This is a genomic window from Cyanobium sp. LEGE 06113, assembly GCF_015207615.1.
Genome location: NZ_JADEWM010000002.1, coordinates 260,414 through 283,913 on the forward strand (window position 1 = coordinate 260,414; position 23,500 = coordinate 283,913).

Below are 23,500 nucleotides of genomic sequence, written 5' to 3' on the forward strand. Positions count from 1 at the left end.
TGGAGGCCCCGTAGCCTGGGGGCTCCTCCCTGGAGTTTCCATGGCGATTGCCGGTCCTGATGGTGTCGATGCCGCCATCCAGGCGGGAGTGGACCTGGACGGTTCACCCATCCCCGCAGGCATGCTCAGCCTCTACAGAGAGGTGATGGAGCTCGAAAGCCGCCGGGCCCGCAGCGGCGTGACCAAATCGATGCGCAACCGGGTGGTCAAGACCGGCTCCAAGCATCTGGACCAGGCCAGCCTCGATGCCCGCCTCAAGGCGGCCGGTTGGGAGGGGCTCAAGGCCAAGGAGATCGCCTTCTTCTACGCCTGATCACAGCAGCTGGCGAGGCTGAGCGCCGGGGCTGGGCTCCGGCCTCAGCTGCACATCTCCTCGAGGCTGTCGATCACCTCCTGCTGGAACTGCTCCAGGTCAGAGGAGTCGCTGAGGTCGAGGCCCTCCCCAGCAGCGTTCTGGGTGAGCTCCTGGAAATGGAACGCCCCCTCCCCGTGGGCCAGGAACTCCATGGCGGAGGGTTCACCACTTTCTTTGTAGGCATCGCAGAGGGCCAGGAAGGCCGCATCCTCGGTGAATTCCCAGCTCATGTAGGGGGGCGCACAGAACGACGGTTGGATCGCGCTCTCCGACCTTTAACGCCTCCCCCCCGGAATCCGTCAACCATCTGGCCGAACTTTGCCGAGATGGCGGGCAGTCCGTCACATTCGCCAGACTGGCCAACGCAGTCTGTTTGGACCACGTGACCCAGACCAGTACCAGGCCGGTGGCCGACCAGAACGTGCTCGGGGAGCCCCTGGAGCTGTGCAGCTGTGAGCCGATGACCGGCTGGTTCCGCGACGGCAACTGCCGCACCAACGGCGCCGACCTGGGCCGCCACACCGTGTGCTGTGTGGTCAACGAGGCCTTTCTCAACTACAGCCGCGCCCAGGGCAACGACCTGAGCACCCCGGCGCCGCAGTACGGCTTCCCCGGCCTGCGAGCCGGCGACCACTGGTGCGTCTGCGCACCGCGCTGGCTGGAGGCCTACGAAGACGGCATGGCGCCACCGGTGCGGCTGCAGGCCACCGAGGCCAGCACCCTGGAGGTGATCCCCCTGGAGGTGCTGCGTCAGCACGCCGCCTGAGCTGGTGCCCAGCCCGTTGTCGCTACCAGGGGATCGGCGCTCCATCCCAGGCCCAGAACCGCCCGCTCTGCTCCGGCCCCAGCCCCTCGAGCACATCGAGCAGGTGGCCAGCGGCCCGCTCGGGGCTGAACAGCCGCTCGGGGGGCACATTGGCCTGAAAGGGCCCTGAGAGGGCCGTGGCGGTGGTGCCGGGATGCAGCAGGCTGACGCAGCCGAGCGGCAGCCGCCGGCGCCATTCCAGGGCCAGGGTGTGCAACAGCTGATTCTGGGCGGCCTTGGCCGCCCGGTAGCCATACCAGCCCCCCAGGCCGTTATCGCCGATGCTGCCCACCCGGGCCGAGAGGCTGGCCAGATGAAAGGGCTCCTGCTTCGGCAGGAACGGCTCGATCGCCTGGGCCAGCAGAATCGGGGCAAAGGCGTTCACCGCGAAGCTGCGCTCCAGGGTCGAGCGGCTCACCTGGGACAGCCGCTTCTCGGGCTGCAGCTCGGTGTCATGCAGCAGCCCGGTGCTGTTGAGCACGAGCCGTAGCGGTGGCCCCTCCGCCAGGGACTCGCCCAGCTGCTGCAGGCTGTGATCACAGGTCACATCCAGAGGCAGCCAGGCCACGGCAGGCTCAGCCGTGCGGAAGTCGCGCCGGGAGGCCCCCAGCAACTCCAGAGCCGGCGCACGGCGGGCCAGCTCCCGCAGCAGGGCCTGGCCGATGCCGCCGCAGCCCACCACCAGGGCCCGACCACACCAGGAGCGGAAGACGGAATCGGCACGGGCCATGGCGGCTCAGGAGAAGCGGGCCCGGGGGGGAGCCGAGGAGGCCCCATGGTGCCAACCTTGACGGCTCCCTCGCCGCGCTGCCCCATGCCCCTTCGCATCGCCGTGCTCGGCCGCGGAGCCTGGGGCCAGACCCTGGCTGAGCTGTGGCAGCAGCAGGGCCACAGCCTCAGCAGCTGGTCCCGGCGCGATGGGGTCGCCCCCGCCGGGGTGCTGCCTGGGGCCGATCTGGTGGTGGCGGCTGTGGCGATGGCGGGCATCGAAGGCCTGGCCCGCTGGCTTGGGCCCCATTGGCCCTCGGGCACGCCCCTGCTGAGCTGCACCAAGGGCCTCGACCTCGACCTGCTGGCCACTCCGAGCCAGCTCTGGCGCCGCCAGCTCGGCGCGGTGCCGCTGCTGGTGCTCAGCGGCCCCAACCTGGCTGCGGAACTGCGTCAGGGCCTGCCCGCCGCCGCGGTGCTCGCCAGCGACGACCTGCCGCTGGCCCAGCGGTTGCAGGCTGAGCTCAGCAGCAGCACCCTGCGCCTGTACACGAATCCCGATCCGATCGGCACCGAAGTGGCAGGGGCACTCAAGAACGTGATCGCCGTGGCGGCCGGCGTCGCCGACGGTCTCGCCCTGGGGGCCAACGCCCGGGCTGCCCTGCTGACGCGAGGCCTGGCGGAGATCGGTGTGGTGCTCGCCGGTCTCGGGGGCCAGCCCGCCACCCTCTATGGCCTGGCTGGCCTGGGCGACCTGATGGCCACGGCCACGAGTGACCTCAGCCGCAACTACCGCAGCGGCCGGCTGCTCTCGGAGGGGCTGGCCCCTGCGGAGGTGGAGCGCAGCATCGGGGCCACGGTGGAGGGCCTGCGCACGGCCCGTGCGGCCCTGGTGCTGGCGGATCGCCATGGCTGGCAGCTGCCGATCACGGCCCAGGTGGTGGCTCTGCTGGATGGTCGCTGCAGTCCAGACCAGGCGGCCCAGGCGTTGATGCAGCGCCAGCTGCGGCCCGAGGTCCAGGGTCAGCCACAGCCACAGCCGTGGGCGCAGCCATGAAGCTTCCCGCCGTGCTGGTGGAGGCCTTTGCCTCAGGGCCCTGCAGCGGCAACGGAGCGGCTGTGGTGCTGGTCAACCAGCCGCTGCCGGACAGCTGCCTGCAGGGGCTGGCCCGCAGCCTCAACCAATCGGAGACCGCCTTCCTCTGGCGGCAGCAGCAGGAGTGGCAGCTCCGCTGGTTCACGCCCACCTGTGAGGTGCCCCTCTGCGGCCATGCCACCTTGGCGGCGCTGCTGGCCCTGGGCCACTGGGGCCTGGTGGCGCCGGGGTCGACGCTGCGCTTCCACAGCCTCAGCGGCCCCCTGGAGGCCAGGCTGCTCACCAGCCCCGCAACGACGCGGGATGGCCTGGCTGCCGGCTGGATCGTGCTGCCCAGCAGTGGCCTGGTGCCTGCCCCGCTGCCCCAGGAACTGGGCAACCTGGTGAGCACATGGCTGGCCTGCGGCGTTGAGGGCCACTGGACGTCCCCTCTCGGCTACACGGTCCTGCTGCTGCCGGCCTCGGCCCCCCTGGCCTCAGCCGTTCTGCCGGCCAGCGCCATTCCGCCCGGCCAACGCCCTGGATTGGTGCTGATGCAGCCACTCGCTGCTGAGGGGCCGGCGGCGCCGGCTGTGCTCAACGAGACCTGCCGCTACCAGCTCCGGTTTCTGGCGCCCGGGCTGGGCATCGATGAAGACCCCGTCACGGGCTCTGCCCATGCGTTGGTAGCGCCCTGGTGGCTGCAGCAGCTGGAGCTGCCCAGGGTGGCGGGCTGGCAGTGTTCCCCCAGGCCGGGCGGCATGGTGTGCGAGGCCGCGTTTTCAGGCATGATCCGCTTGAGCGGATCGGGGCATCTCCTTTGGGACGGACACGTGCATCTCGGTTCTGGAGACGACTTTCCTGGCCGCTTGGGCTGAGGTTGAATAGTCCCTTCACCCGGCAGATGCTGGTGGCCACGCCCCTGGCCGTCGTGGCCGTGGCCACCGGCTTTGCCGCCCAGACCCTGGCTCCCCAGTCCTACGGCAGCGTTCAGGGGGAGCTGCTCGACACGCTAATGGCGGTGCCACCGCCGGCCCTTGACACGGATGCGGACGCCGACCAGCTGCGCAGCCTCGAGGCCCGCAGGATGGACCCCCTGCCCACCCCAGAGGCCCCTTCGCTGGGGCTGGCTGAGCCCGCCGCCGCCGCCCCCCTCGACCTCGAGATCCGCGTGGCCCTGTTACGGGCCGGCGCCGACCCCAGCCTTTCGGCCCGGGGACCCTGGCAACTGCTCAGCCGCGACGGGGCCCTGCTCCAGCAGGGTGGTGCCGGCGAGAGGGTGCGTCTCTCCGGTGCGCTGCAGGCCGTGCCGGAAGCCTGGTTCCAGACCAGCGGCGAAGCCCTGCTGGTCAACGGTCAGCCCTATGCCGGCCGCATCCGGCTGATCCAGCAGCAGGGCCGGCTGCGGTTGGTGAACCACCTCCCCCTCGAGACCTACATCACCTCGGTGGTAGGGGCGGAGATGCCCAGCAGCTGGTCGCCGGAGGCCCTGCGGGCCCAGGCGGTGGCGGCCCGCTCCTATGCCCTGGCCCACATGGCCAGGCCCGCCGACCGGCACTGGCATCTGGGCGACACCACCCGCTGGCAGGCCTACCGAGGCATGGCCAGCGTCAGCGAGCCGACCCGCCAGGCCGCCGCCTCCACCGCGGGCCTGATCCTCAGTTACCAGGGCGCGATCGTGGAGAGCCTCTACGCCGCCAACCGACAGATCAGCCTGGAAGCCCACGGCCATCTCGGCGCCAGCATGAGCCAGCACGGTGCCCAGGACCTCGCCAAGCAGGGGTACCGCTACAACCAGATCCTCGGCCACTACTACCAGGGGGCCTCGCTGGCGCGTCTGAAGGCCGGTGCGGGTTGAACGGCTCTGGAAGGCGGCGCTGGAGATCTCCCAGGCCGCCCAGGGCAGTGGTGATCTGGTGCCCCTGCGCACCGAGCTGGTGGCCCAGCCCGCCCTGCAGCCCTTCGTGCTGCGCCGCCTGCTGAGCGCCACTCCCAAGCACCTGCGCCGGGAGGGGCCTCGGCCCAATCCCTTCCTGCCCTGGGATCGGGCGCTGGAGGTGGAGCGACTGGGCCACAGCCACGTGCTGCTGCTCAACAAGTTCCCCGTGCAGCCTGGCCACCTGCTGGTGATCACGCAGGACTGGGCGCCCCAGGCCGGCTGGATCGCCCTGGCCGACTGGCAGGCCGTGGCCTACCTGGCCGAGGACACCGCGGGCTTCTGGTTCTTCAACAGCTGCGCCGCTGCGGGGGCCAGCCAGCCCCATCGCCATCTGCAGTTGCTGCCCCGCCACGCCGGCGAAGCCAGCTGCCCCCTGGTGGAGACGTTCCGCAGCCAGCTCCGCCAGGAGAGCCCTGCCTGGCCCTGGTGCTACCGGCTCAGTGCCCGCCAGTGCCCCAACGATCCCTCGGAGCTGCAAGCGCTCTACCTGCGCCATGCGGAAGAGCTCGGCCTGGGGGATCCCCGGCACGATCCCCAGCCACGCCATCCCTACAACCTGCTCTTCGATGACGAGTGGTTTCTGACGGTGCGGCGGGATCAGGAGCACTGCGCCGGCTACAGCGTCAACGGGCTCGGGTTCGCCGGCTATCTGCTGGCCACGAAGCGCTCCGATCTCTCCTGGCTGCTGTGCCACGGCCCCTGGGAGCTGCTGCGGCGGGTGGCCACACCGCTCTGAGGCCCAGGCCCCGAGATTCAGTGGTTCCACGGTTGCCAGGGCAGCGGGGGATGGGCGTCGCTGGAAACAAGGCAGCCCGATGGGGTTGCTCTTAGCCACTCTTCCGTTGGCACCCTCCTATGACAACCTCTACAGCCACTCGTTCCAAATCCGTCGCTGGCCTCGCCCCAGCTCCAGGCGCCAGCGGCGTCGCGGCCCGCAACCGCCGCGTGGAGCAGTACAGGGCCCTGGTGCGGCCGATTGCCCTGCACTACCACCACCGTTGCCCGGAACCCCTCGACGACCTCATCCAGGTGGGGTTGATGGGCCTGCTGCGGGCCGCCGAGCTCTACCGGCCCGCCATGGCCACGCCCTTCGAGGCCTTCGCCCGGCCCCACATCCGGGGGGCCCTGCTCCACTACCTCCGCGACGTGGCTCTGCCGATCCGGTTGCCCCGGCGCCTCGATGAACAGCGGCAGCGGCTGGCCCGGCTGAGAGCTGAGTGGTTCGCCACCCACCATCGCCCCGCCACGGAGGAGGAGCTGCGCCGCCAGCTGGGCCTGAGCCAGGCCCGTTGGCAGCAGCTGATGGCCGCCGAGCGACTGGTGCGTCTGCCCTCGCTGGAGGAGCTGCAGCTTGAGGCCGGCCACGGGGATGGCGCCAGCCACGAGGACCATGACCACGGCTCACAGGAGGCTCCCGCGCTGCTGCTGGCCCGGCTGGAGGAACCCCTGCGGCTCGTGGTGGAGAAGGTGATCCTGGGGGGTTGGAGTTACAGGAGAACGGCAGCGGCCCTGCAGGTGAGCCCCATGACGGTGCAACGCCGGCTGCGCAAGGGGCTCGCCGAGCTGCGGGGCTGGCTGCTCAGCCCTGGGGTTCAGCAGCATCCCGCTGCATCTGCTGTTCCAGGGTGCTGATCGCCGCGCTCACCGCCGCCAGCTGGCGCTCGATGCCATCGCGCCAGAAGCGCAGCATGCGCAGCTTGCGCTCCTGGTGGCGGCGCAGACCATCGCCGGCGGCCTCAGCAGGGCCACAGCAACCGAAGGGGGGAAACATGGAAGTGGAGTCGTAGAACAAGGTTCTAGCGGTGGCCAGGCCCGCCTGAGAGCGGGCCCTCGATCCATGCCCCGGCGGAGCAGCGGCTGAACCCAGCGGGGATCGGCTCCGGTAAGGTGATCCGGATTCTCCCGCTCAGATGCAGCGCCGCGGACGTCCTTGCATGGCCCTCGCCTGCGTGGTTGCTCCCTGAACGGCTTCTGCTCTCCAAGGCATTCTCTGCGGCGCCGACCCGTCCAAGGGCACCGCAGCACCACAGCACTCTCCCCCCTTAGACGATTGAGATCGTTGGTTGCTCCAAGGCTGCTGCCCAACCCAGGCGGCCTCTGTCGCATGGTCCTGGTGGTGGCCATTGCCACGGTGGGGGTCGCTGCCCAGCCCGCCCAGGCGGCCGTGGCCCTGATGGCCGGTCAACGGGCCAGGGCACTCAATGGCAACTTCAACAGCGTGCCGGTGCTGCACTCCAACCAGCCCGAGGAGGTGGAGGGTCCGGGCATTCTGATCACCACGGAACCAGGGGTGACCTACGCGGCAGAAAACGGCGCTGCCCTGAAGAACGCTGAGTTCACCTTCAACGGTGACTTCGGGGTGCACATGCACCACAAATATTTCCCGGATTACCGCAAGCAGATCCGCCCCGGTGAGCGCCGCACCGAGCTCACCCTTGGGCTGATCCTGATCAACCCGGGCCAACGGCCCATTCAGATCAGCTTTGATCGCGGTGCCGTTCGCAACAGCTTCGAGGCGCCCTACCTGGCCAACAACCTGATGGGCGTCAAACCCCTGGGTGTCCGCCCCTGGAACACCGGCCCCGGGGATGCCACGGCGGTCCAGATGCTGCGGGGCAGTCTGGATCGTGGTCTCAGTGAGACGATCACCATCCCCGCCCGCAGCCGCGTGGTGCTGTTCCGCACCCAGTTGCCGGCCCTCGGCATCGCCAATGCCCTGCTGCGGGGACGCAGCAACGGGCCGTTCCAGATGGCGGTGGTGGCTGCCAGCAATCCCTACAGCGATGCAGATCTGGTCAGGGTTCTGGATCAACGACGCCTGGCACCTGGGCGCGTGTATCTCAATCAGCTCGCCGCGATCAAGAATCGCCGGGTGTTTTCCCGGGTCGGCGGGGTGGCCCTGGGGGATGAATATCAGGCCTCCATCACCCATGACCTGAAGCGCCAAGGTCCCCTGCATGTGCCGCTCACCAGCACTGACCGCCATCATTTCGGCACCCGTGATGTGCAGGTGAACCAGCTGGCCAGCCGCATGATCGATTCCTCTCTCGACAACGTCGGCACCTACGGCGTGCGCTTCGATGTGGATCTCAACCTGAAAGGTTCCGGTTCCTACGAGCTGGTGATGAGTCATCCCACGATCCCGGGCGTCAACACCTTCACCGCCTTCCGCGGCTCGATTCAGATCCGCACACCCGAAGGACTGCAGGAGGTCCATGTGGGTATGCGCTCGGGCGAGAGTCTCTCCCTCGCCACGCTCAATCTTCCTGGTGGGGGGAGCAGCTATCCGGTGCGCGTCAGTCTCGTCTACCCCGCTGATGCCACGCCCGGCCATCTGCTGAGTGTGGTTCCGATCAGCCAGCTCGCCATGGTGCAGGCGCGGCAACAGGCCCAGGCCGCTTCCAGCCCGGCCACTCCTGCCCCCAGGCCAGTGGCTCCCGCTCCCCGCCAGCCGGCCCCGGCTCCCAGGGCGGCCGCCCCACCAAGGGCAGTCAACCCCGCGCCCGCCCGCGTCATGCCCGCTCCCCAGGCCGCGCGCCCCGGCCCTGCGGTCACCCGCCCACCTGCTTTGCCAAGGGGACAGGCCGCCACCACGGTCAATCCCGATCTGCTCGATCGCTACCAGGAGGCCCTCGATGCCCAGCGACGGATCATGCGTGAGCTGATGCAGCGGTGAGCTGGCACCCGGGCTCGGGGCGGCATGGCTGACGACGACCCCAGGGACTTCAAGCAGGTCAGCCTGCGCCTCTCAGCCGAGCTGGTGAGCCGCATCGACGTGCTCAAATCAGAACTCGGCTGCCGCAGTCGCGGCGCTGTGCTGGAGCGGCTTCTGCACCACCTGCTCGGTCCTGAGGGCGAGGAGGTGGATCTCTATGGCTCTGCATCCCTGGCACCACAGCAGTTGGAGCTGGGGGCCGACGCCGCAGCACCCTCGGCAGGCTCAGGCGGCCAGTCAGTCGTCGATCCACCTGCTCTGGAGCCGCCCCAGCCTGGCGTGGCAGTCGTGTCGGCGGCACCAGTGGAGCACCCCTGCCAGGAAGGTGACCCGCCCAGCCTGGCCCCGCCGCTGTCAGCGGCGGCAGGATCCTCCGCAGCGTCGCCTGAGCAGAACGGCGATTTCGATGAATGCGGCGCCCTTGTACTCCTGGCCGGCAGCCGACCGGGAGAGCTGCTGGTGGATCCCCTCTCGGAGCTGTCACGCCGGGATCAGCCCGCCGCCGACGAGCGGGTTGACCCTGAGTCCAGCGGTGGTTCAGGCTCCCGCCGGTCCAGGCGCGGCATCGACCTGCCGGGCTTCGTGCAACGCCGCAGTGACCAATTGCGGCGCTGCCTCGATCCAGAGGCCAAGCACCCCCCCACCCGCCTGGAGCCGATGCCCCAGGTACCGGTTGAACGCCTCACCCTGGCGTTGGCCAGGGCAGATCAGCACTGGCAGGAGCTCTATGCCCAGCCCGCCTCGGCGCCGGTGCTCGAGGCCGCGATGCTCTGGATCGCCCAGGACATCTGGCCCCAGAGTGACCAGAGCGAGGGGCGGCTGTTCACCTGGTCGCTGGGCCGGGAGGTGATGCGTCTGGTGGCTCCGTCCTGGCCTGAGGGTCCGGCCAGCTTCGCCAAGGTGATGGTGATGGCCGGCGTGCTGGAAGACCCCTTCAGCAGTGCCACCCTCGAGCTCCGCATCCCCACGCTGATCCGACGCTTCGTGCACCGTTTCCGCCAGCGCCGCAGCGGCACTTCGTTCCAGAGCCTGGAGCACACCATGACGTTGCTGGGGGCCCTGAAGTTGCTGGAGCTGCCCACGGATCCGGGCGAACGACTCACCTTGCCCCAGATCCGCGAGGCCTACCGCGAGATGGCCCTGGCCCACCATCCAGACGCGGGAGGGTCGGATGATCTGATGCGTCGCCTGAACGAGGCCTACCAGCTGCTCAAGGAGCTGTACCGCACGCGCTGATGCTGATGTCCGTCAGAGGCGGGAATGGCATCGAACATAGGCATCTCACACGACCCGGTCGAGTCCCGCTATGGGTCCCTTGCCGAGACCTGACTGAGACGCCTGCGCCTCTCGCTTGGCCCCCCGATCGTCCTGTCACAAGCCATCGAATTCGCTGGCGCAGAAACGGGGGCGCCCGTCCAGCCTTGCGGGCGGGCGACTTCGCACACGGAGTGCGTGGGGGCCCAAAGACGCAGTTCAACCTGATTGGCTGGAGACAGCACCCGGCTGGAGCGCGGAGTCGCCTCTGCGCCTTACGCCGTTCTTGCCAGTCCCATGTGGGGCCACCTGTGCGTCCCGACTGGGACCCGAGAGCGACAAGTGGGATCGTGTTTTTTCAGTGTTTTCACCTGCGCTTTCCGGGCCGTTGGACCCTGGAGGAACCAGCCTTGACTCGGCTGCTCGCTCGCGGCAGACACTCGTCGTTACGCTTTGAACGGCTTCCCGTCCACTCCCGCAAGCCCTGGTGAGCTGCGCATGGAGACGGCTCAACACTGATGCATGGGCTCAGGAGCGAGGATTGCCTTGTCCAGACAGCCTCTCGCATCGTGTCCAGAAACTGGCCCTGCTGTTGAAAGACACTGCAGACACTGAACTCTCTGACCCTGCGTACCTGTGTCTAATGCAGGTACGCAGGGTCGCTGGCAGGGAAGGAAGTCGCCAACCTGCTGGGCTCTCTAGAGAGTCCCAGTTACGGCTCTTAGCGAGACTGTGATAGGGACTCACGCGCGACCGCTGAGACTGTCTTCATGAGCGCGCCCAGGGTTTCTCTGGCTTGGTCCAATGGCTTGAGCAGCCTCGGTGGCCAGTGGTTCCAGGCTCGGCGCCAGGGCCTGCTTTCAGGATCTTGAGCTGCTCTGCTGGCGGGGGACACATGCGTGGCTTGTTGGCTGGCTACCGATGTCCCCCTATGCGACAGATCTGGGTGGAGGCCTTGAGGGTGGCTCGGTCATCTCTCCTGGGACTCGCTCTGGGTCCCGGCGAGAGACCAGGGCGGGACGAGCTGGATGCGAAAAGTGGCTCGCTACGCGTCGCCCAATGCAGCGGCAGCGTTCGCCACGAAAAAGCCCCACAAGCTGCAGGGTGCGGCAGATCGTGGGGCCTGGGAGGTGGTGAGTCGCTGAGTGCCGGAGCCGAAAGGCTTCAGGTGGGGGTCTGCATCCCCTGGATCAGGTAGTCGAAGTAGGGACCGGCGAGGGCGGCCTGGTCGGTGGACAGCAGGGAGAGGGCGGCATCCTTCATGGTGCGCATCGCCTCGACCATGCCGGGCATCGGCACGCCCAGGCTGTTGTACATCTCGCGGGCTCCCACCAGGCCGATCTGCTGGATCAGTTCGGTGCTGCCAGCCAGCACCCCATAGGTGACCAAGCGCAGGTACCAGCTGTAATCGCGCAGGCACTGAGCCCGCTGCTTCTGGCCGTAGGCATTGCCGCCGGGGGCCACGTAGTCGGGTTTGCGGCTGAACAGCTGTTTGGCGGCTTCGTCAACGATCTTCTTCTCGTTGTCGGTGAGGGAACGCACCACCGCCAGCCGCCGGGCGCCGCCGCTGAGGTAGTCCACCATCGATCGCAGCTCGCCGCCGCTTGGATAGCGAAGCTGGTCGTCTGCCTGAAGGATCAGATCCCGAACGACGCTCATTGCAGCGACCAGATGCAGGCGTCACTGTATCGACTCCGGCGCGTCCAGTACGGGTCAGCACTCAAGGTGTAACGCCCCTTTGCACGACCTAGGGTCGAGGCTCAGTGGTGAGCACAACGGTGGGGCAACGGGTGGATCTCCGGGTGGATGGTCTCACCCATGACGGCCAGGGCGTGGGCCGGGTGGATGGCATGGCCTGTTTCGTGCCAGGCGCCCTGCCCGGCGAGATGGTGGCTGCCCAGCTGGTGCACCGGGCCCGGCGTCACTGGATTGCCGAGCTGGTGGGCGTGATCGAACCGGCCCCCGAGCGCCGTCAGTCCCCCTGCATCCTGGCCCAGCGCTGTGGCGGCTGCAGCCTGCAGCATCTGGAGGATGGGGCGGAGCTGGCCTGGAAAGGCAGCAGGGTGCAGCAGGCCCTGGAACGTCTGGGGGGGCTGCAGAGCAGCGTGGCTCCAGCCCTGGCCGCGCCGGCCACCCTGGGCTACCGCAACCGGGCGATCATTCCGCTGGAGCGGCGAGAGGATGGCCTGGTGCGAGCGGGCTACTACCGCCGCGGCACCCACCGGATTGTGAACATGAACCACTGTCCGGTGCTCGATCCGCGGCTCGATGCCCTGATCGCGCCCCTCAAGGCCGATCTCGACGACGCCGGTTGGCCGGTGGACCGGGAACTGGAGGCCGGTGGCGGCCTGCGTCATCTGGCCCTGCGGCTGGGGCAGCACACCGGTGAGCTGCTGCTCACCCTGGTGAGCAGCCACGCGGAACTGGATCAACTGCCCCGTTGGGCGGACCGCTGGCTGAAGCGCTGGCCGGAGCTGGTGGGGGTGACGCTCAACCTGCAGCCCCTGGCCACCAACACCCTGCTGGGGCCCTGCACGGAGCTGGTGGCGGGCCGCAGCTGGCTGGTGGAGCGCTTTGCCGGCCTGGAGCTGCGCATCGCTTCCGACACCTTCTTTCAGGTGAACACCCCCCAGGCCGAACGGGTGGTGCCCCTGCTGCAGAACGCCCTGGCCAGCCAGCCGCCCGGCCTGCTGATCGACGCCTACTGCGGCATCGGCACCTTCGGCCTGCCGCTGGCGCGCTGCGGCTGGCGCGTCCACGGCCTCGAGCGCAATCCCGAGGCGGTGCGGCTGGCCGAACACAACGCGGCGGCCAATGGCCTCGAGGCTGTGGCGAGCTTTGAGGCTGGAGCGGTGGCCGAGTTGCTGCCCGCCTGGCTGGAGCGCTGCCAGGCGGTGTTTCTCGATCCTCCCCGCAAGGGGCTGGAGCCGGCGGTGCTGGAGGCGCTGCGCCACCGGCCTCCCGCCAGCCTCCTCTACCTCAGCTGCGATCCGGCCACCCTGGCCCGCGACCTGGCACTGCTGTTGGAAGGCGAGCTGTTCGCACTGGATCAGCTGCAGCCGCTGGATTTCTTTCCCCAGACGAGCCACGTGGAAACTCTGGCCGTGCTGCGCCGATCCGATGCCAGGCCACCCGCCCACGGCTGAGGGCGCCGGCAGGCGACTCAGCTGCGCAGCTGTGCCCCGAGCTGGGTTTCCAGGGCCTGACGGATCTTGGAATGGGCCTTTTCCACTTCGGCGTCGGTGAGGGTGCGGCCGGCTTCCCGGTAGCGCAGCCGGAAGGCCTGGCTGCACTGGTCTGCGCCCAGTTGGGCGCCCTGGTAGCGGTCCACCAGCTCCACTTGCTCCAGCAGCGGTTTGCCCGCCTTGCGCATCACCTGCAGCAGGGCGGCCGCCCGGGTGGCCAGCGGCACCACGAGGGCGAGGTCCCGCTCCGCCGCCGGCACGGTGGCAAAGGGACGGAACGCCGGCTGCCAGCGGTTGGCACGGGTGGCGGCGGCGAGCAGGGGAGCCAGCTCCAACTGGAACAGATGGCAGCCCTGGGGCAGGTCCAGCCGATCGGCCTCGGCGGGGTGGAGCTCACCGAACCAGCCGGCCGGGCGGCCTTCCAGCACGATCTGGGCCGCCCGGCCCGGATGCAGCAGGGTCTCGTCGGCGAGGGGGCGGTCTTCGGTGCTGAGGCCCAGGGCCGCGAGCCCCTGCTGCAGGATCCCGCGGGCGCGGAAGTAATCGGGGGGGCAGGGCTTGCCGCTGCTGGTCCAGCGCTCTGAGCGGCGCTCCCCGCAGATCACCCCCGCCAGCAGCTGGCGCTGATCGCCGTCTGCCGTGAACACGGCGCCGATCTCAAAGCCCCAGAAGCCCTGCTGGCCGCTCTGCAGGTTGCGCAGCGCCGCCGCCAGCAGTTCTCCGTGCAGGCTGTCGCGCAGATGGCCGTAGTCGGCCAGCAGGGGATTGGCCAGCGGCAACCGGCCCGGTGCCTCGGCCACCAGGGAAAAGCTGCACAACTCCTGCAGGCCGGCGCCACAGAGGGCTCGGCGCAGCCGCCGCTCCGCCTGCTGGGCCGGCTCCAGCCCGCCCGGCTCCATGGGGTCGGGCAGGTGGCTGGCGAACTGGTCGTAGCCCACCAGCCGCGCCACCTCCTCGATCAGGTCCACCTCCCGCTGTAGATCGATCGCCCGGGAGGAGGGCACCTGCACGGTCCAGCCCTCGTCGTCGGGCTCCAGGCTGCAGCCCAGGGCGGCCAGGGTTGCCTCGATGCGGCTGTCCTCCAGATCCTGCGGCTGCCCCTCCACGAGCACCGGGCCCAGCAGGTTGTGCAGGGCATCGCGGCGCAGGTGCAGGGGAGCTGCCGGGCTCAGGGGCCGCTGCTGCAGCCAGCGCTGCTCGACCCGGGCGCCGCAGAGCTGCTGGAACAGCTGACAGGCCCGGTCGCTGGCGGCCAGGGTGGCCTCCAGGGGCAGGCCCTTCTCAAAGCGGCTGCTGGCCTCTGTACGCAGGCCCACACTGCGGGCCGAGCGGCGCACGTCCTGGGCGGCAAACACCGCGGCTTCCAGCCAGATGGCGGTTGTGTCGGGCGCCACGGCTTCGGCGGCGCCGCCCATCAGGCCGGCCAGGGCGATCGGCTGGTCGGCATAGGTCACCACCAGGGCCTCGTCACTGAGCTGGCGGCTCTCCCCATCCAGGGCTGTGAACGGCTCCTGATCCGTGGCCTGGCGCAGACCCAGCAGGGCCGGATCGGGCTGACCGCCGCTGAGGGCAGCCACGCGGTCGCGGTCAAAGGCATGCAGGGGCTGGCCCGTTTCCAGCATCACCAGATTGGTGATGTCCACCACGTTGTTGATCGGCCGGATGCCGGCCTTGTGCAGGCGGCGCTGCAGCCACGCTGGCGACTCTGCCACCTGCAGGCCTGTGAGGGCTGTGAGGCTGAACAGTCCGCCGCGCTGCATCACCTGCCGGCTGGCAGGGCTCACCGGCAGGGGCGCAGAAGCGCAGGCCTGGGGGGGCACATCCAGGCAGGTCTGGAGCCCAAGCAGCGCCGCCACCTCGCGCGCCATGCCCTGCATCGCCAGCCCGTCTGGGCGGTTGGCGGTGATCGCCAGCTCCAGCACCACGTCGTCGAGCCCCAGGCACGGACCGACCGGGCTGCCCAGCGCCGGCAGCTCAGCCACGAGCTCCTCAAGCACGGCAATGCCGCCCGAACTGCCTTCGAGCCCCAGCTCACTGAGCGAGCAGATCATGCCGCTGCTGGCCACACCGCGCAGCTCAGCCGGCTTGATCGTGAGGTTCACCGCCGGCAGCGTGGTGCCCACCAGGGCCACCGGTACGTGGATGCCGGCGCGCACGTTGGCGGCCCCGCAGACGATCTGCAGCGGCTCGGCGGCGCCCACGTCCACCCGGCAGACACTCAGCTTGTCGGCGTCGGGATGGGGATCGCGCGCCTGCACCAGGCCCACCACCACGCCGGCGGCGCGTTCGGCGAGGTTCTCGATCGCCTCCACCTCGAAGCCGGCCACGGAGAGCCGCTCCGCCAAGGCCTCAGGCGTCGGCCAGCTGAATCGGCCGGACTCTGGGATGCGGACCAGCTCCTTCAGCCACTGGAGCGATACCCGCATGGTTCCCGTTCTGCGTCAGCCAGGGGCGGATCCTAGGGAGCCACGGGCGGCTGGCCCCCGCTGACTGGCGGAAGCCGGGCGGGAGTGGGGCGGGAAGGTAAAGTCCACCCTTGTCCCCTTCGCATCGCACACGCGGCGCAACGTCCTTCATGGCTAAGAACAAGGGCGTCCGGATCGTGATCACTCTCGAGTGCACCGAATGCCGGTCCAACCCCGCCAAGCGGTCTCCTGGTGTCTCCCGTTACACCACGGAGAAAAACCGCCGCAACACCACCGAACGCATGGAGCTGAAGAAGTTCTGCCCCCATTGCAACAAGTCGACGGTTCACAAGGAAATCAAGTGAACCCGACCACCTGAGCCACGCGCTGGTCGTGGCCAGGTGACGCAACGGCCTTGCCTGTCTTCTTCCCCCTCTCCCTTCGTTCTCTCCCATGGCCAGTTCATTTTTCAAGAAGCGTCTATCGCCGATCAAGCCCGGTGATCCGATCGACTACAAGGACGTCGATCTGCTCAAGAAGTTCATCACCGAGCGCGGCAAGATCCTTCCCCGCCGCCTCACCGGCCTCACCGCCAAGCAGCAGCGTGACCTCACCAACGCCGTCAAACGGGCCCGCATCGTGGCGCTGCTGCCGTTCGTGAACCCCGAAGGCTGAGCATCCTCTGGCCCAGGCCGCACTCCATCCCGGCGATCTGGTCGGCGTGAGCGACGAGCGGGGTGCCCACCTCGCTGTGGTGCTCCAGATCCAGGGATCCAGGCTGGAGCTCAGCGTGGGCTTCCACCACCGCCAGCAGCAGCTCCCCCGCCGCCAGGTGGAGCTGATCCTTCCCCTTGCCGGTGCTGCCTCAGCGCCGCCACGGCTGGGGGTTGCCCCCTGGGATTTCAGCGAGGCCGAGGTGGCGCAGAGCCTGCCGCGACGCCGCGATTTCGCCGCCGCCTGGCTTCTGCTCAGCGAAGACCAGGGCCTCTGGCCCTTTCACGACTGGGCCGAGCTGGTGGCCTCCAGCCGCGAACCCCAGGTGATGGCCGCCTGCTGGCAGTGGCTCCAGGGCCCCCAGCTCTGGTTCCGCAGCCGCCAGCAGGGCATCAGCGCCCGACCCCTCGACGATCTGCGCCGCCTGAGGCAGGAGCGCCATCGCCTGGCCCGGCAGCAGCAGCGCCAGGCCCAGTGGCATGACGCCCTGCGGCGGCGGGCCCCCATCAAGCGCCAGGCGCTGGCGCTGGAGCACCAGGCTGAACTCGACCTGCTGCTGGCCTGGGCCAGCGGCGACCAGGACACCCCCCTGCCGGTGGAGCTGGCCCGCGCCCTGCACGCGGCCCGCTGCACGACCGATGGCGGCGGCATTCGCCACCTGCTGGTGGACCTGGGCCAATGGGACCGCCACCGCCTGCCTTCCCTGCAGGCCAGCAGCTGGCACCAGGCTTCAGCGCCGCGCTGGAGGCGGAAGCCGAGCGGTTGATCCTCCTGGCCGCCGAGCCCCAGCCCTGCGACGACCAGCGCCTGGACCTCAGCCACCAGCACTGCGTGACCATCGATGACCCCGACACCCGGGACATCGACGACGGTCTCGCCCTCGAACGCCTGCCGCAGGGCGGCCTGCGCCTTTGGATCCACGTGGCTGACCCAGGCCGCCTGGTGTCCGCGGGGTCACCGCTGGACCTGGAAGCCCGGCGCCGCGGCAGCAGCCTCTACCTGGCCAGCGGCACCCTGCCGATGTTCCCCCCGGCCCTGGCCACCGGGCCCCTCAGCCTGCGGGCCGGCTGCCGCAATGCCGCCTGGAGCCTGGGGGTGGAACTCACCGAGGAAGGGGCCGTGGCCAGCAGCCGCCTGCTGCGCAGCTGGGTGCGGCCCGCCTACCGGCTCAGCTATGCCGACGCCGATGAGCTGATCGAGCTGGCGCCACCGCAGGACCCGGACCTCAGCGATCTGGATCTGCTGCTGCAGCGGCGTCGCCAGTGGCGGCTGGCCCAGGGGGCGCTGCTGATGGATCAGCCGGAAGGACGCATCCGGGTGTCTGACGGCGAGCCCCAGTTGGAAATCACCGAGCCCGGGGCGTCCCGGCAGCTGGTGGCCGAGGCCATGATCCTGGCCGGTGCCGTGGTGGCGGGCTACGGGCAGGAGCACGGGCTGGCCCTGCCCTACCGCAGCCAGCTGCCGGCCGAACTGCCACCGGACGCCGAGCTCAACGCTCTGCCCGCCGGCCCGGTGCGCCATGCCGCCCTCAAGCGCTGCCTCAGCCGCGGGCACACGGGCAGCCAGCCGAGCCCGCACTTCAGCCTCGGCCTCGAGGCCTATGTCCAGGCCACCTCGCCGATCCGCCGCTACGGCGACCTGCTGGTGCAGCGCCAGCTCTGGGCCCAGCAGCAGGGGGAGCCCACCCTCGATGCCGAGGCCCTGCAGGAGGTGCTGCAGGCGATCGAGGCGCCGATCCGCCAGGGCATCCAGATCAGTCGTGACGATCAGCGCCACTGGCAGCAGGTGTGGTTCGAAGCCCATCGCAGCGAGCAGTGGGAGGCGGCCTTCCTGCGCTGGCTTCGGCCCCAGGACGGGCTTGGTCTGCTGCACCTGGAGACATTGGCCATGGATCTGGCTGCGGAGTGCCCAGCGGGGGCCCAGCCGGGCGATTCCCTGCTGGTGAGAGTGCAGCAGGTGGATCCGCTGCGCGACCAGCTGCGACTGATCGCCAGGAGCTGATCAGCTCGCCAGCCTCGACACCCGCAACCAGGGGCCCCAGGGGTTGGCGCAGCCACCAGGCTCAGCTGCCTAGGACCGGACAACTCCTGCAGCCAGGCGTGCAGGGCCGGCTCCAGGCTGATCACGGGCCAGCGGCTGGTTCCCTGCTCCAGCACGTATCCTCCGTCGCCGGTTGGGGTCAACAGGCCAGACCAGATCTGCTCGTGGGGTTCGGCCGGGGCCTGGTGGGGGTCCAGATCTGCACCGCGTTCGGCGCGACCGCCCCGGGCCAGGGCGCCATCGACTCCCACCAGGGCCGGATCCGCCAGGGCCGCCAGCTGGCGCTGCCGCCAGTGGGGGTGATGCCAGGGCGTATCCCACAGGGGCAGGGGGCCAGCCGGCGCCAGGGGGTCCTGCACCAGGGCCTGCTGCAGCTGCAGCACCGGCAGCTCCGCCGGCCGACAGCCCAGCCGCAGGCACAGGGCCGCCGCCAGGCCGGCGGCCTGACCCACGTTCAGCACCAGGGGCTGCAGGCGGGTGGCGCCGTTGGCCATGTGGCTCACGCTGGTGGCCTTGTCGGCTGCCAGCAGGTTCACCGTGTCGGCGCTCACCAGGGCGCCGTAGGGCATGCAGAAGGGGGTGCCACTCCAGCGCCCGCCCCAGCGGCAGCTCTTCGGGGCCAGGGGCCAGTCGGGGCCTGGGTAGTGGTGGTCGTTGGCGTAGTTGCCCACGGCGATCGCCTCCATGCGGCCCTGCCGCCAGGGCAGGGGGGCGATGGAAGCGCCCTCGGCCTGGGGCAGCAGCTGCTGCTCCAGCACCGTGCTCAGCCCCTTGAGCCGGCGGCCCTCGCGCCAGTAGGGCATCAGGGCCAGGGGCGACGGCCCCGCCAGGTCGGCGCTGCCGGGGTGCAGGGGAAACAGCTCGGCCAGCTGCAGCCAGCCCTCGCTGGCCTCCTCGAGGGCGGCGGCGAAGGCGAGGCTATGGGCCTGCATCGCCTGCTCGAGCTCTCCCTGGGCGCAGGGATCTGAAGCCGCCTCAAGGCTGAAGGCCCGCTCCAGCTGACTGGGCCAGTGGCCCTGGCCGTGCCAGTCGTTGCCGTGCAGGGGCCAGTTCAGCATCACCAGATCAGCGGGCAGGCGGCCATAGGTGAGGGTGCGCTCCAGGCCGAAGCGGCTGGTGGCACCGGCGAAGGGTGGTGGCAGGCTGCGCTTGCCGGCGGGACACCCCTGCTGGGCGCGCAGGCGGCCCATCGCCACCCAGGTGGGCGACTGCACCGGCTGGGCCTGGAAGAAGGGTTCGCTGCTGAGGCGCTGCCGCGACGGGGCACTGGGCTCCTGCCAGAGCTCCTGCTCCTCCCAGCCGAGGCGGAAACCGGCCGAGGCCAGGGCCAGCAACTCGCCCCGATCACTGCCATCAATCACCAGCTCAGGATGGAGCGCCACGGTGTCCGCAGGGGCTCCCGCGCCATCAGGCCCCCCAGGGCCCGAGCGCTCCACCAGCAGCCGGCTGATGCGGTCACCCTGGCGGTCCACCTGCCGCAGGCGGCAGCAGGGCCACCAGGTGAGCCCCTCTGTGCCGGCCACCCAGTGGCGCAGGATCGCCTCCGCCGTGGCCGGCCGGTAGCCAAAGCAGCTCACCCAGTTGTGATCGAGCCCACCGGGTTCGCGGCGGGCCAGCTCCCTCAGCAGGGCCCCCCAGAGGCCGCTCTGCCAGGGGCTGAGCTCGTTGCCGTCAGGGCAGCAGACGCCGGCGGCGCTCACCATGCCGCCCAGCCAGCCCCCCGGGGTGAGCAGCAGGGTGGCACTGCCGGCCCGGGCTGCCTGCAGGGCGGCCGCCACACCGCCGCTGCCGCCGCCCCACACCACGATGGGAAACCGCTCGTCTTGCATGGGGTTGATCGGCGGAGGAGGCAGCGGAGTGCTCAGTAGGATCCGGCACCGGCACAGGGCCATTTCCCGCCGCATGTCTTACACCCTCACGACCCCGCTCTATTACGTCAACGACCGCGCCCACCTGGGCAGCACGTACACCACCATCGCCTGCGACGCCATGGCCCGCTACCAGCGCCTGAGGGGTGAGCGGGTCACCTTCATCACCGGCTGCGACGAGCACGGCCAGAAGATCCAACGCACCGCCGAGGCCGCCGGCGTTTCCCCCCAGGACCACTGCGACCAGGTGAGTGCCGGTTACCGGGATCTCTGGCAGCGCTGGCAGATCAGCCACGACCGCTTCATCCGCACCACCGACCCCCGCCACCGCCAGCTGGTGGAGCAGTTCTTCGCCCGGGTGGAGGCCAGTGGCGATGTGGTGGAGGGCCGGCAGCAGGGCTGGTATTGCGTGGCCTGTGAGGAGTTCAAGGACGATCCCCACGAGGCCCAGGATCCGGAGTGCTCCATCCACCGCAAGCCCCTGGAATGGCGCGATGAGCTGAACCTGTTCTTTCGGCTCTCCCGCTACCAGGAGGCCATTGAGAGCCTGATCCGCCAGCCCGGTTTCATTGAACCGGCCAGCCGCCGCCGTGAGGTGGAGAACTTCGTGGCCCAGGGACTGCGCGATTTTTCCATCTCCCGCCTCGATCTTCCCTGGGGGATCCCGGTGCCGGGCCATCCGGGCCATACCTTCTATGTGTGGTTTGACGCCCTGCTGGGCTATCTGTCGGCCCTGCTGGAGGACCCAGCCCCGGGGGCGGCGCCACCCGACCTCAATCAGCTGCTGCAGCAGGGCTGGCCCGCCCAGCTGCATGTGATCGGCAAGGACATCCTGCGCTTCCATGCCGTCTACTGGCCGGCCATGCTGCTCTCCGCCGGCCTGCCATTGCCGGAGCGGGTCTTCGGCCATGGCTTTCTGACGCGGGAGGGGCAGAAGATGGGCAAGTCGCTGGGCAACGTGCTCGATCCCGACGTGCTGCTGCAGCGCTGCGGCCGCGATGCGGTGCGCTGGTATCTGCTGCGCGACATCCCATTCGGGGACGATGGCGACTTCCAGCAGCAACGCTTCAGCGATCTGGTCAACAACGACCTGGCCAACACGATCGGCAACCTGCTCAACCGCACCAGTTCGATGGCCCGCAAGTGGTTCGCGGCTGCCGTGCCACCAGCCGGCACCGCCCTCAGCGACCAGCACCCCCTGGCTCTGGCGGCTGCCCATGCCGCCGGCGAGGTGCGCGAGGGTCTCGATGCCCTCAAATTTCGCCGCGCCGCCGAGGCCGTGCTGCAGCTGGCCGGCACCGCCAACGGCTATCTGAACGATCAGGCCCCCTGGAAGCAGATGAAGCAACCGGGCCAGGAGGCGGCGGTGGCCGCTGATCTCTATGCCGTGCTGGAAGCGGCCCGCTGGGTGGCGGTGCTGCTGGCGCCGCTGGTGCCGGAGCTCTCCGGCCGGATGCTGGCCCAGCTGGCTCAGGAGCCCCTGGGCAGCGACGCCGACTCCGGCCCAGGTCCAGGTTCCTCGCTGGCCACGGCGGCCTCCCCCTGGCTGAAGGCCCAGCGCTGGGGCGTTCTGGAGCCAGGCCAGGCCCTGCCTGAACCGGAGCCCGTGATGCTGCGGCTCGAGCTCGACGGCCCCCTGTGAGGCGTTTCGGCGCTGCCCTGCTCAGCCTGGCTCTGCTGGTCCAGGCGGCTGGTTGCCGCAGCCGCCCGCGTGAACCGGAGGCGGCCCAGCCGTTTGTGTTCCGCAGCCTCAACCTGCGCCAGCAGGACGCCCAGGGGCGGCCCCTCTGGGAACTCACCAGCCCGGAAACCCGCTACGACCTCAGCCGCCGGGTGGCTCAGTCACGCGATCTCAAGGGGGTGCTCTACAGCAACGGCAAGCCGGCCTACCGCTTCACGGCCGCCAACGGCGTGGTGCTCAATGACGGCGAGGTGGTGCAGCTGGAGGGAGCGACCCGGCTGCAGCGGCTCGAGGATGGGGCCGAGCCCCTGGTGATCACCGCCCAGCGGGTGCGCTGGTATCCGGCCCGCGAGCTGATGGAACTGGACCGCAACCCCGTGGCCACCCAGGCCGACCTGCGGCTCACCAGCCAGCGGGCGCGCTTTCTGATCGATGCCGATCGCCTGGAGCTGCGGGGTGCTCCCACCCTGGTGCGCAGCGGGCCCGATCCCCTCCGCCTGGCCATGGAAGGCGTCGATTGGCTGCCCCGCACCGGCTCCCTGCAGGGCCGCGGGCCGGTGCGGGGCGAGCGCCAGCTGCCAGACCGCGCTCCCCAGCGGCTGAGCGCACCGTCGCTCACCGCCGATACCCGCCGCCAGACCATCGATCTGCAGGGCCCCGTTCGGGTGGACGACCCCGACCGCAACGGCACACTCACGGCCCGGGACGCCCGCATCGACCTCCCCCGCCGCCTGCTCAGCACCGACTCGCCCTTCGAGGCCCAGATGGGGGAAGCCCGTCTGGTGGGGGATCAACTCAGCATCGATTTCGGCACCTCCCTGGCCGTGGTGGGCTCCGGCTGCCAGCTCAGCCAACCCGGTGACCGCCTCACCGCCCAGCGCTGCCAGTGGAACTGGGACAGTGGGGCCGTGGAGGCCAGCGGTGGCGTGGTGTTGCGCCGGGAGGCCAACAAGCAGCTGACCCGGGCCGATCGCCTCACGGGCAAGGTGGCGGAGAATGGCTTTGTCCGCTTCGGGGGCGGTGGCTCCGGTCGCGTCAGGACCCAGCTGCAGGTTCCCCGCGCTCCGTCCCTGGGGCCGGATCCGGCGGCACCCCGGGGGGAGCGCAAACGCCCGCCAATCGCTCTGTGAGCCGCTGACTCCAGCCCTCGATCCAGGTGAGGTCGGCGCGGCTGAAGCAGCGCGGCGCCCAGCCCCCCACCACCAGCACACCCGCCTCCCCCAGCGGCTGCACCACCACAGCAGGCAACTCTGGCAACAGGGCCGCAAATTCCTCCCGGCCGGGGTAGAGCGCCAGGTTCACCAGGGAGATGACCCGGCCCCTGGCCATGGCCTGGCGGCAGATGGCCCCTGGCGTGAAGGGGGTGTCGGCCAACAGGCCACGCCGCAGCAGGCAGTTCTGCTTCCACTGCACCAGCACCACGGCGGCGGGGGTGGCCGTGAGCAGCATCCGGCTGCCCCAGCCCAGCTCCTCGGCCACGGCAGCGGAGAGCCCCTCGGCCAGCTCCAACCCCTCCCGGCCCGTCAGCGGCGCGCGGGCCGCCGCTTCCGGCACGGCCCTGGTCCAGAGCACGGCCACCAGCATCAGCCCCACCGCCAGCAGGCTGGCCAGCACGCCGGCCCGTTCCAGGGGGGGGCTGAGGCTTCCGGCCGTGAGCTGGTTCGACACCGTGAGCGCCAGGCCAAGCAGCCCGCAGCTGAGGCACAGCTTCGCTGGCGCGGGCAGGCTCATGGCAGCGGCGGCGCGATGGGAACCA

22 protein-coding genes and 1 pseudogene are annotated in these 23,500 nt (G+C 70.0%); 16 read left to right on the forward strand and 7 right to left on the reverse strand.

All coding sequences use genetic code 11. The features are described from left to right. Positions 1-40 precede the first annotated feature (40 nt). Complete coding sequence (locus IQ220_RS05395) at positions 41-313, forward strand: DUF4090 family protein (RefSeq protein WP_186699690.1); 273 nt, start codon at positions 41-43, stop codon at positions 311-313. Between the two features lie 44 nt (positions 314-357). Here IQ220_RS05395 and IQ220_RS05400 read toward each other — a convergent pair whose 3' ends face one another. Then, on the reverse strand, positions 358-585 hold the full coding sequence (locus IQ220_RS05400; protein WP_186699692.1) for a hypothetical protein: 228 nt from the start codon (positions 583-585) through the stop codon (positions 358-360). Between the two features lie 143 nt (positions 586-728). On the opposite strand from IQ220_RS05400, the gene IQ220_RS05405 reads away from it, so the two are divergent. After that, a complete protein-coding gene (locus IQ220_RS05405; protein ID WP_370561684.1) occupies positions 729-1,121 on the forward strand; it encodes a DUF2237 family protein in 393 nt (130 codons plus the stop codon). A 22-nt stretch (positions 1,122-1,143) separates the two neighbouring features. Here the strand turns inward: IQ220_RS05405 and IQ220_RS05410 are convergent, their stop codons facing one another. Further along, a complete protein-coding gene (locus IQ220_RS05410) occupies positions 1,144-1,890 on the reverse strand; it encodes an SDR family NAD(P)-dependent oxidoreductase (RefSeq protein WP_186699694.1) in 747 nt (248 codons plus the stop codon). A gap of 84 nt (positions 1,891-1,974) precedes the next feature. Between IQ220_RS05410 and IQ220_RS05415 the strand changes: the two genes are divergently transcribed. The 5 genes from IQ220_RS05415 to IQ220_RS05435 all read left to right on the forward strand — a co-directional run bounded on the left by IQ220_RS05415 (position 1,975) and on the right by IQ220_RS05435 (position 6,514). Next, on the forward strand, positions 1,975-2,925 hold the full coding sequence (locus IQ220_RS05415) for an NAD(P)H-dependent glycerol-3-phosphate dehydrogenase (protein WP_193913472.1): 951 nt from the start codon (positions 1,975-1,977) through the stop codon (positions 2,923-2,925). After that, positions 2,922-3,821 carry a PhzF family phenazine biosynthesis protein gene (locus IQ220_RS05420; protein ID WP_193913474.1) on the forward strand — a complete coding sequence of 300 codons (900 nt, stop codon included), beginning with the start codon at positions 2,922-2,924 and terminating at the stop codon, positions 3,819-3,821. The genes IQ220_RS05415 and IQ220_RS05420 overlap by 4 nt, the downstream gene beginning before the upstream one ends. A 26-nt stretch (positions 3,822-3,847) precedes the next feature. Next, complete coding sequence (locus tag IQ220_RS05425) at positions 3,848-4,801, forward strand: SpoIID/LytB domain-containing protein (protein ID WP_228008878.1); 954 nt, start codon at positions 3,848-3,850, stop codon at positions 4,799-4,801. Continuing rightward, positions 4,791-5,618, forward strand: coding sequence for an ATP adenylyltransferase (locus tag IQ220_RS05430; protein WP_193913476.1), 828 nt, complete (start codon positions 4,791-4,793; stop codon positions 5,616-5,618). Before IQ220_RS05425 ends, IQ220_RS05430 begins: the two co-directional genes overlap by 11 nt. A 119-nt stretch (positions 5,619-5,737) precedes the next feature. Further along, positions 5,738-6,514 carry a sigma-70 family RNA polymerase sigma factor gene (locus tag IQ220_RS05435; protein ID WP_193913478.1) on the forward strand — a complete coding sequence of 259 codons (777 nt, stop codon included), beginning with the start codon at positions 5,738-5,740 and terminating at the stop codon, positions 6,512-6,514. Here the strand turns inward: IQ220_RS05435 and IQ220_RS05440 are convergent. Further along, positions 6,462-6,653, reverse strand: coding sequence for a sigma factor SigF (locus IQ220_RS05440; protein ID WP_186699703.1), 192 nt, complete (start codon positions 6,651-6,653; stop codon positions 6,462-6,464). The genes IQ220_RS05435 and IQ220_RS05440 overlap by 53 nt on opposite strands. 333 nt (positions 6,654-6,986) lie before the next feature. Between IQ220_RS05440 and IQ220_RS05445 the strand changes: the two genes are divergently transcribed. Both IQ220_RS05445 and IQ220_RS05450 read left to right on the forward strand, forming a co-directional pair. Next, the gene (locus IQ220_RS05445) at positions 6,987-8,558 is read left to right on the forward strand and encodes a DUF3370 family protein (RefSeq protein ID WP_193913480.1); all 1,572 of its coding nucleotides are present in this window, start codon (positions 6,987-6,989) and stop codon (positions 8,556-8,558) included. A 24-nt stretch (positions 8,559-8,582) separates the two neighbouring features. Further along, a complete protein-coding gene (locus IQ220_RS05450) occupies positions 8,583-9,833 on the forward strand; it encodes a J domain-containing protein (protein ID WP_193913482.1) in 1,251 nt (416 codons plus the stop codon). A gap of 1,182 nt (positions 9,834-11,015) precedes the next feature. On the opposite strand, the gene IQ220_RS05455 is transcribed toward IQ220_RS05450, so the two are convergent. Further along, on the reverse strand, positions 11,016-11,510 hold the full coding sequence (locus tag IQ220_RS05455) for an allophycocyanin subunit alpha-B (RefSeq protein WP_186699708.1): 495 nt from the start codon (positions 11,508-11,510) through the stop codon (positions 11,016-11,018). A 107-nt stretch (positions 11,511-11,617) separates the two neighbouring features. Here IQ220_RS05455 and rlmD point away from each other — a divergent pair, with 107 nt between their 5' ends. Next, on the forward strand, positions 11,618-12,997 hold the full coding sequence (gene rlmD, locus IQ220_RS05460; RefSeq protein WP_370566335.1) for a 23S rRNA (uracil(1939)-C(5))-methyltransferase RlmD: 1,380 nt from the start codon (positions 11,618-11,620) through the stop codon (positions 12,995-12,997). Positions 12,998-13,014: 17 nt separating this feature from the next. Here the strand turns inward: rlmD and pheT are convergent, their stop codons facing one another. Then, the gene (pheT, locus tag IQ220_RS05465) at positions 13,015-15,462 is read right to left on the reverse strand and encodes a phenylalanine--tRNA ligase subunit beta (protein ID WP_193913484.1); all 2,448 of its coding nucleotides are present in this window, start codon (positions 15,460-15,462) and stop codon (positions 13,015-13,017) included. 149 nt (positions 15,463-15,611) lie between these two features. Here pheT and rpmG point away from each other — a divergent pair, with 149 nt between their 5' ends. The 4 genes and pseudogenes from rpmG to IQ220_RS16460 all read left to right on the forward strand — a co-directional run. Then, positions 15,612-15,806 carry a 50S ribosomal protein L33 gene (gene rpmG / locus IQ220_RS05470; protein ID WP_186699712.1) on the forward strand — a complete coding sequence of 65 codons (195 nt, stop codon included), beginning with the start codon at positions 15,612-15,614 and terminating at the stop codon, positions 15,804-15,806. A gap of 88 nt (positions 15,807-15,894) precedes the next feature. Next, on the forward strand, positions 15,895-16,116 hold the full coding sequence (gene rpsR / locus IQ220_RS05475; RefSeq protein WP_010308434.1) for a 30S ribosomal protein S18: 222 nt from the start codon (positions 15,895-15,897) through the stop codon (positions 16,114-16,116). Between the two features lie 46 nt (positions 16,117-16,162). Next, positions 16,163-16,921, forward strand: a complete 759-nt coding sequence (locus IQ220_RS16455) for a hypothetical protein (protein WP_370566336.1) — start codon at positions 16,163-16,165, stop codon at positions 16,919-16,921. Continuing rightward, positions 16,834-17,760: pseudogene (locus tag IQ220_RS16460) on the forward strand (ribonuclease catalytic domain-containing protein); the annotation flags it as partial. The gene IQ220_RS16455 and the pseudogene IQ220_RS16460, both read left to right, overlap by 88 nt. 161 nt (positions 17,761-17,921) lie before the next feature. Here the strand turns inward: IQ220_RS16460 and IQ220_RS05485 are convergent. Beyond that, the gene (locus tag IQ220_RS05485) at positions 17,922-20,024 is read right to left on the reverse strand and encodes an FAD-dependent oxidoreductase (RefSeq protein WP_370566337.1); all 2,103 of its coding nucleotides are present in this window, start codon (positions 20,022-20,024) and stop codon (positions 17,922-17,924) included. 73 nt (positions 20,025-20,097) lie between these two features. On the opposite strand from IQ220_RS05485, the gene metG reads away from it, so the two are divergent. Both metG and lptC read left to right on the forward strand, forming a co-directional pair. Next, positions 20,098-21,705, forward strand: a complete 1,608-nt coding sequence (gene metG / locus IQ220_RS05490; protein ID WP_193913486.1) for a methionine--tRNA ligase — start codon at positions 20,098-20,100, stop codon at positions 21,703-21,705. Next, positions 21,702-22,874, forward strand: a complete 1,173-nt coding sequence (gene lptC, locus IQ220_RS05495; protein ID WP_193913488.1) for an LPS export ABC transporter periplasmic protein LptC — start codon at positions 21,702-21,704, stop codon at positions 22,872-22,874. Before metG ends, lptC begins: the two co-directional genes overlap by 4 nt. Here the strand turns inward: lptC and IQ220_RS05500 are convergent. Continuing rightward, positions 22,780-23,475, reverse strand: coding sequence for a cofactor assembly of complex C subunit B (locus IQ220_RS05500; protein ID WP_228008879.1), 696 nt, complete (start codon positions 23,473-23,475; stop codon positions 22,780-22,782). The genes lptC and IQ220_RS05500 overlap by 95 nt on opposite strands. Positions 23,476-23,500: the final 25 nt, after the last annotated feature.

Excerpts from the sequence above, each read along its gene's own strand:
- IQ220_RS05395 (WP_186699690.1), top strand. The coding sequence starts at position 41 with ATGGCGATTGCCGGTCCTGATGGTGTCGATGCCGCCATCCAGGCGGGA.
- IQ220_RS05400 (WP_186699692.1), bottom strand. The coding sequence starts at position 585 with ATGAGCTGGGAATTCACCGAGGATGCGGCCTTCCTGGCCCTCTGCGAT.
- IQ220_RS05410 (WP_186699694.1), bottom strand. The coding sequence starts at position 1,890 with ATGGCCCGTGCCGATTCCGTCTTCCGCTCCTGGTGTGGTCGGGCCCTG.
- IQ220_RS05415 (WP_193913472.1), top strand. The coding sequence starts at position 1,975 with ATGCCCCTTCGCATCGCCGTGCTCGGCCGCGGAGCCTGGGGCCAGACC.
- IQ220_RS05420 (WP_193913474.1), top strand. The coding sequence starts at position 2,922 with ATGAAGCTTCCCGCCGTGCTGGTGGAGGCCTTTGCCTCAGGGCCCTGC.
- IQ220_RS05425 (WP_228008878.1), top strand. The coding sequence starts at position 3,848 with ATGCTGGTGGCCACGCCCCTGGCCGTCGTGGCCGTGGCCACCGGCTTT.
- IQ220_RS05435 (WP_193913478.1), top strand. The coding sequence starts at position 5,738 with ATGACAACCTCTACAGCCACTCGTTCCAAATCCGTCGCTGGCCTCGCC.
- IQ220_RS05440 (WP_186699703.1), bottom strand. The coding sequence starts at position 6,653 with ATGTTTCCCCCCTTCGGTTGCTGTGGCCCTGCTGAGGCCGCCGGCGAT.
- IQ220_RS05445 (WP_193913480.1), top strand. The coding sequence starts at position 6,987 with ATGGTCCTGGTGGTGGCCATTGCCACGGTGGGGGTCGCTGCCCAGCCC.
- IQ220_RS05450 (WP_193913482.1), top strand. The coding sequence starts at position 8,583 with ATGGCTGACGACGACCCCAGGGACTTCAAGCAGGTCAGCCTGCGCCTC.
- IQ220_RS05455 (WP_186699708.1), bottom strand. The coding sequence starts at position 11,510 with ATGAGCGTCGTTCGGGATCTGATCCTTCAGGCAGACGACCAGCTTCGC.
- pheT (WP_193913484.1), bottom strand. The coding sequence starts at position 15,462 with ATGCGGGTATCGCTCCAGTGGCTGAAGGAGCTGGTCCGCATCCCAGAG.
- rpmG (WP_186699712.1), top strand. The coding sequence starts at position 15,612 with ATGGCTAAGAACAAGGGCGTCCGGATCGTGATCACTCTCGAGTGCACC.
- rpsR (WP_010308434.1), top strand. The coding sequence starts at position 15,895 with ATGGCCAGTTCATTTTTCAAGAAGCGTCTATCGCCGATCAAGCCCGGT.
- IQ220_RS05485 (WP_370566337.1), bottom strand. The coding sequence starts at position 20,024 with ATGCAAGACGAGCGGTTTCCCATCGTGGTGTGGGGCGGCGGCAGCGGC.
- metG (WP_193913486.1), top strand. The coding sequence starts at position 20,098 with ATGTCTTACACCCTCACGACCCCGCTCTATTACGTCAACGACCGCGCC.
- IQ220_RS05500 (WP_228008879.1), bottom strand. The coding sequence starts at position 23,475 with ATGAGCCTGCCCGCGCCAGCGAAGCTGTGCCTCAGCTGCGGGCTGCTT.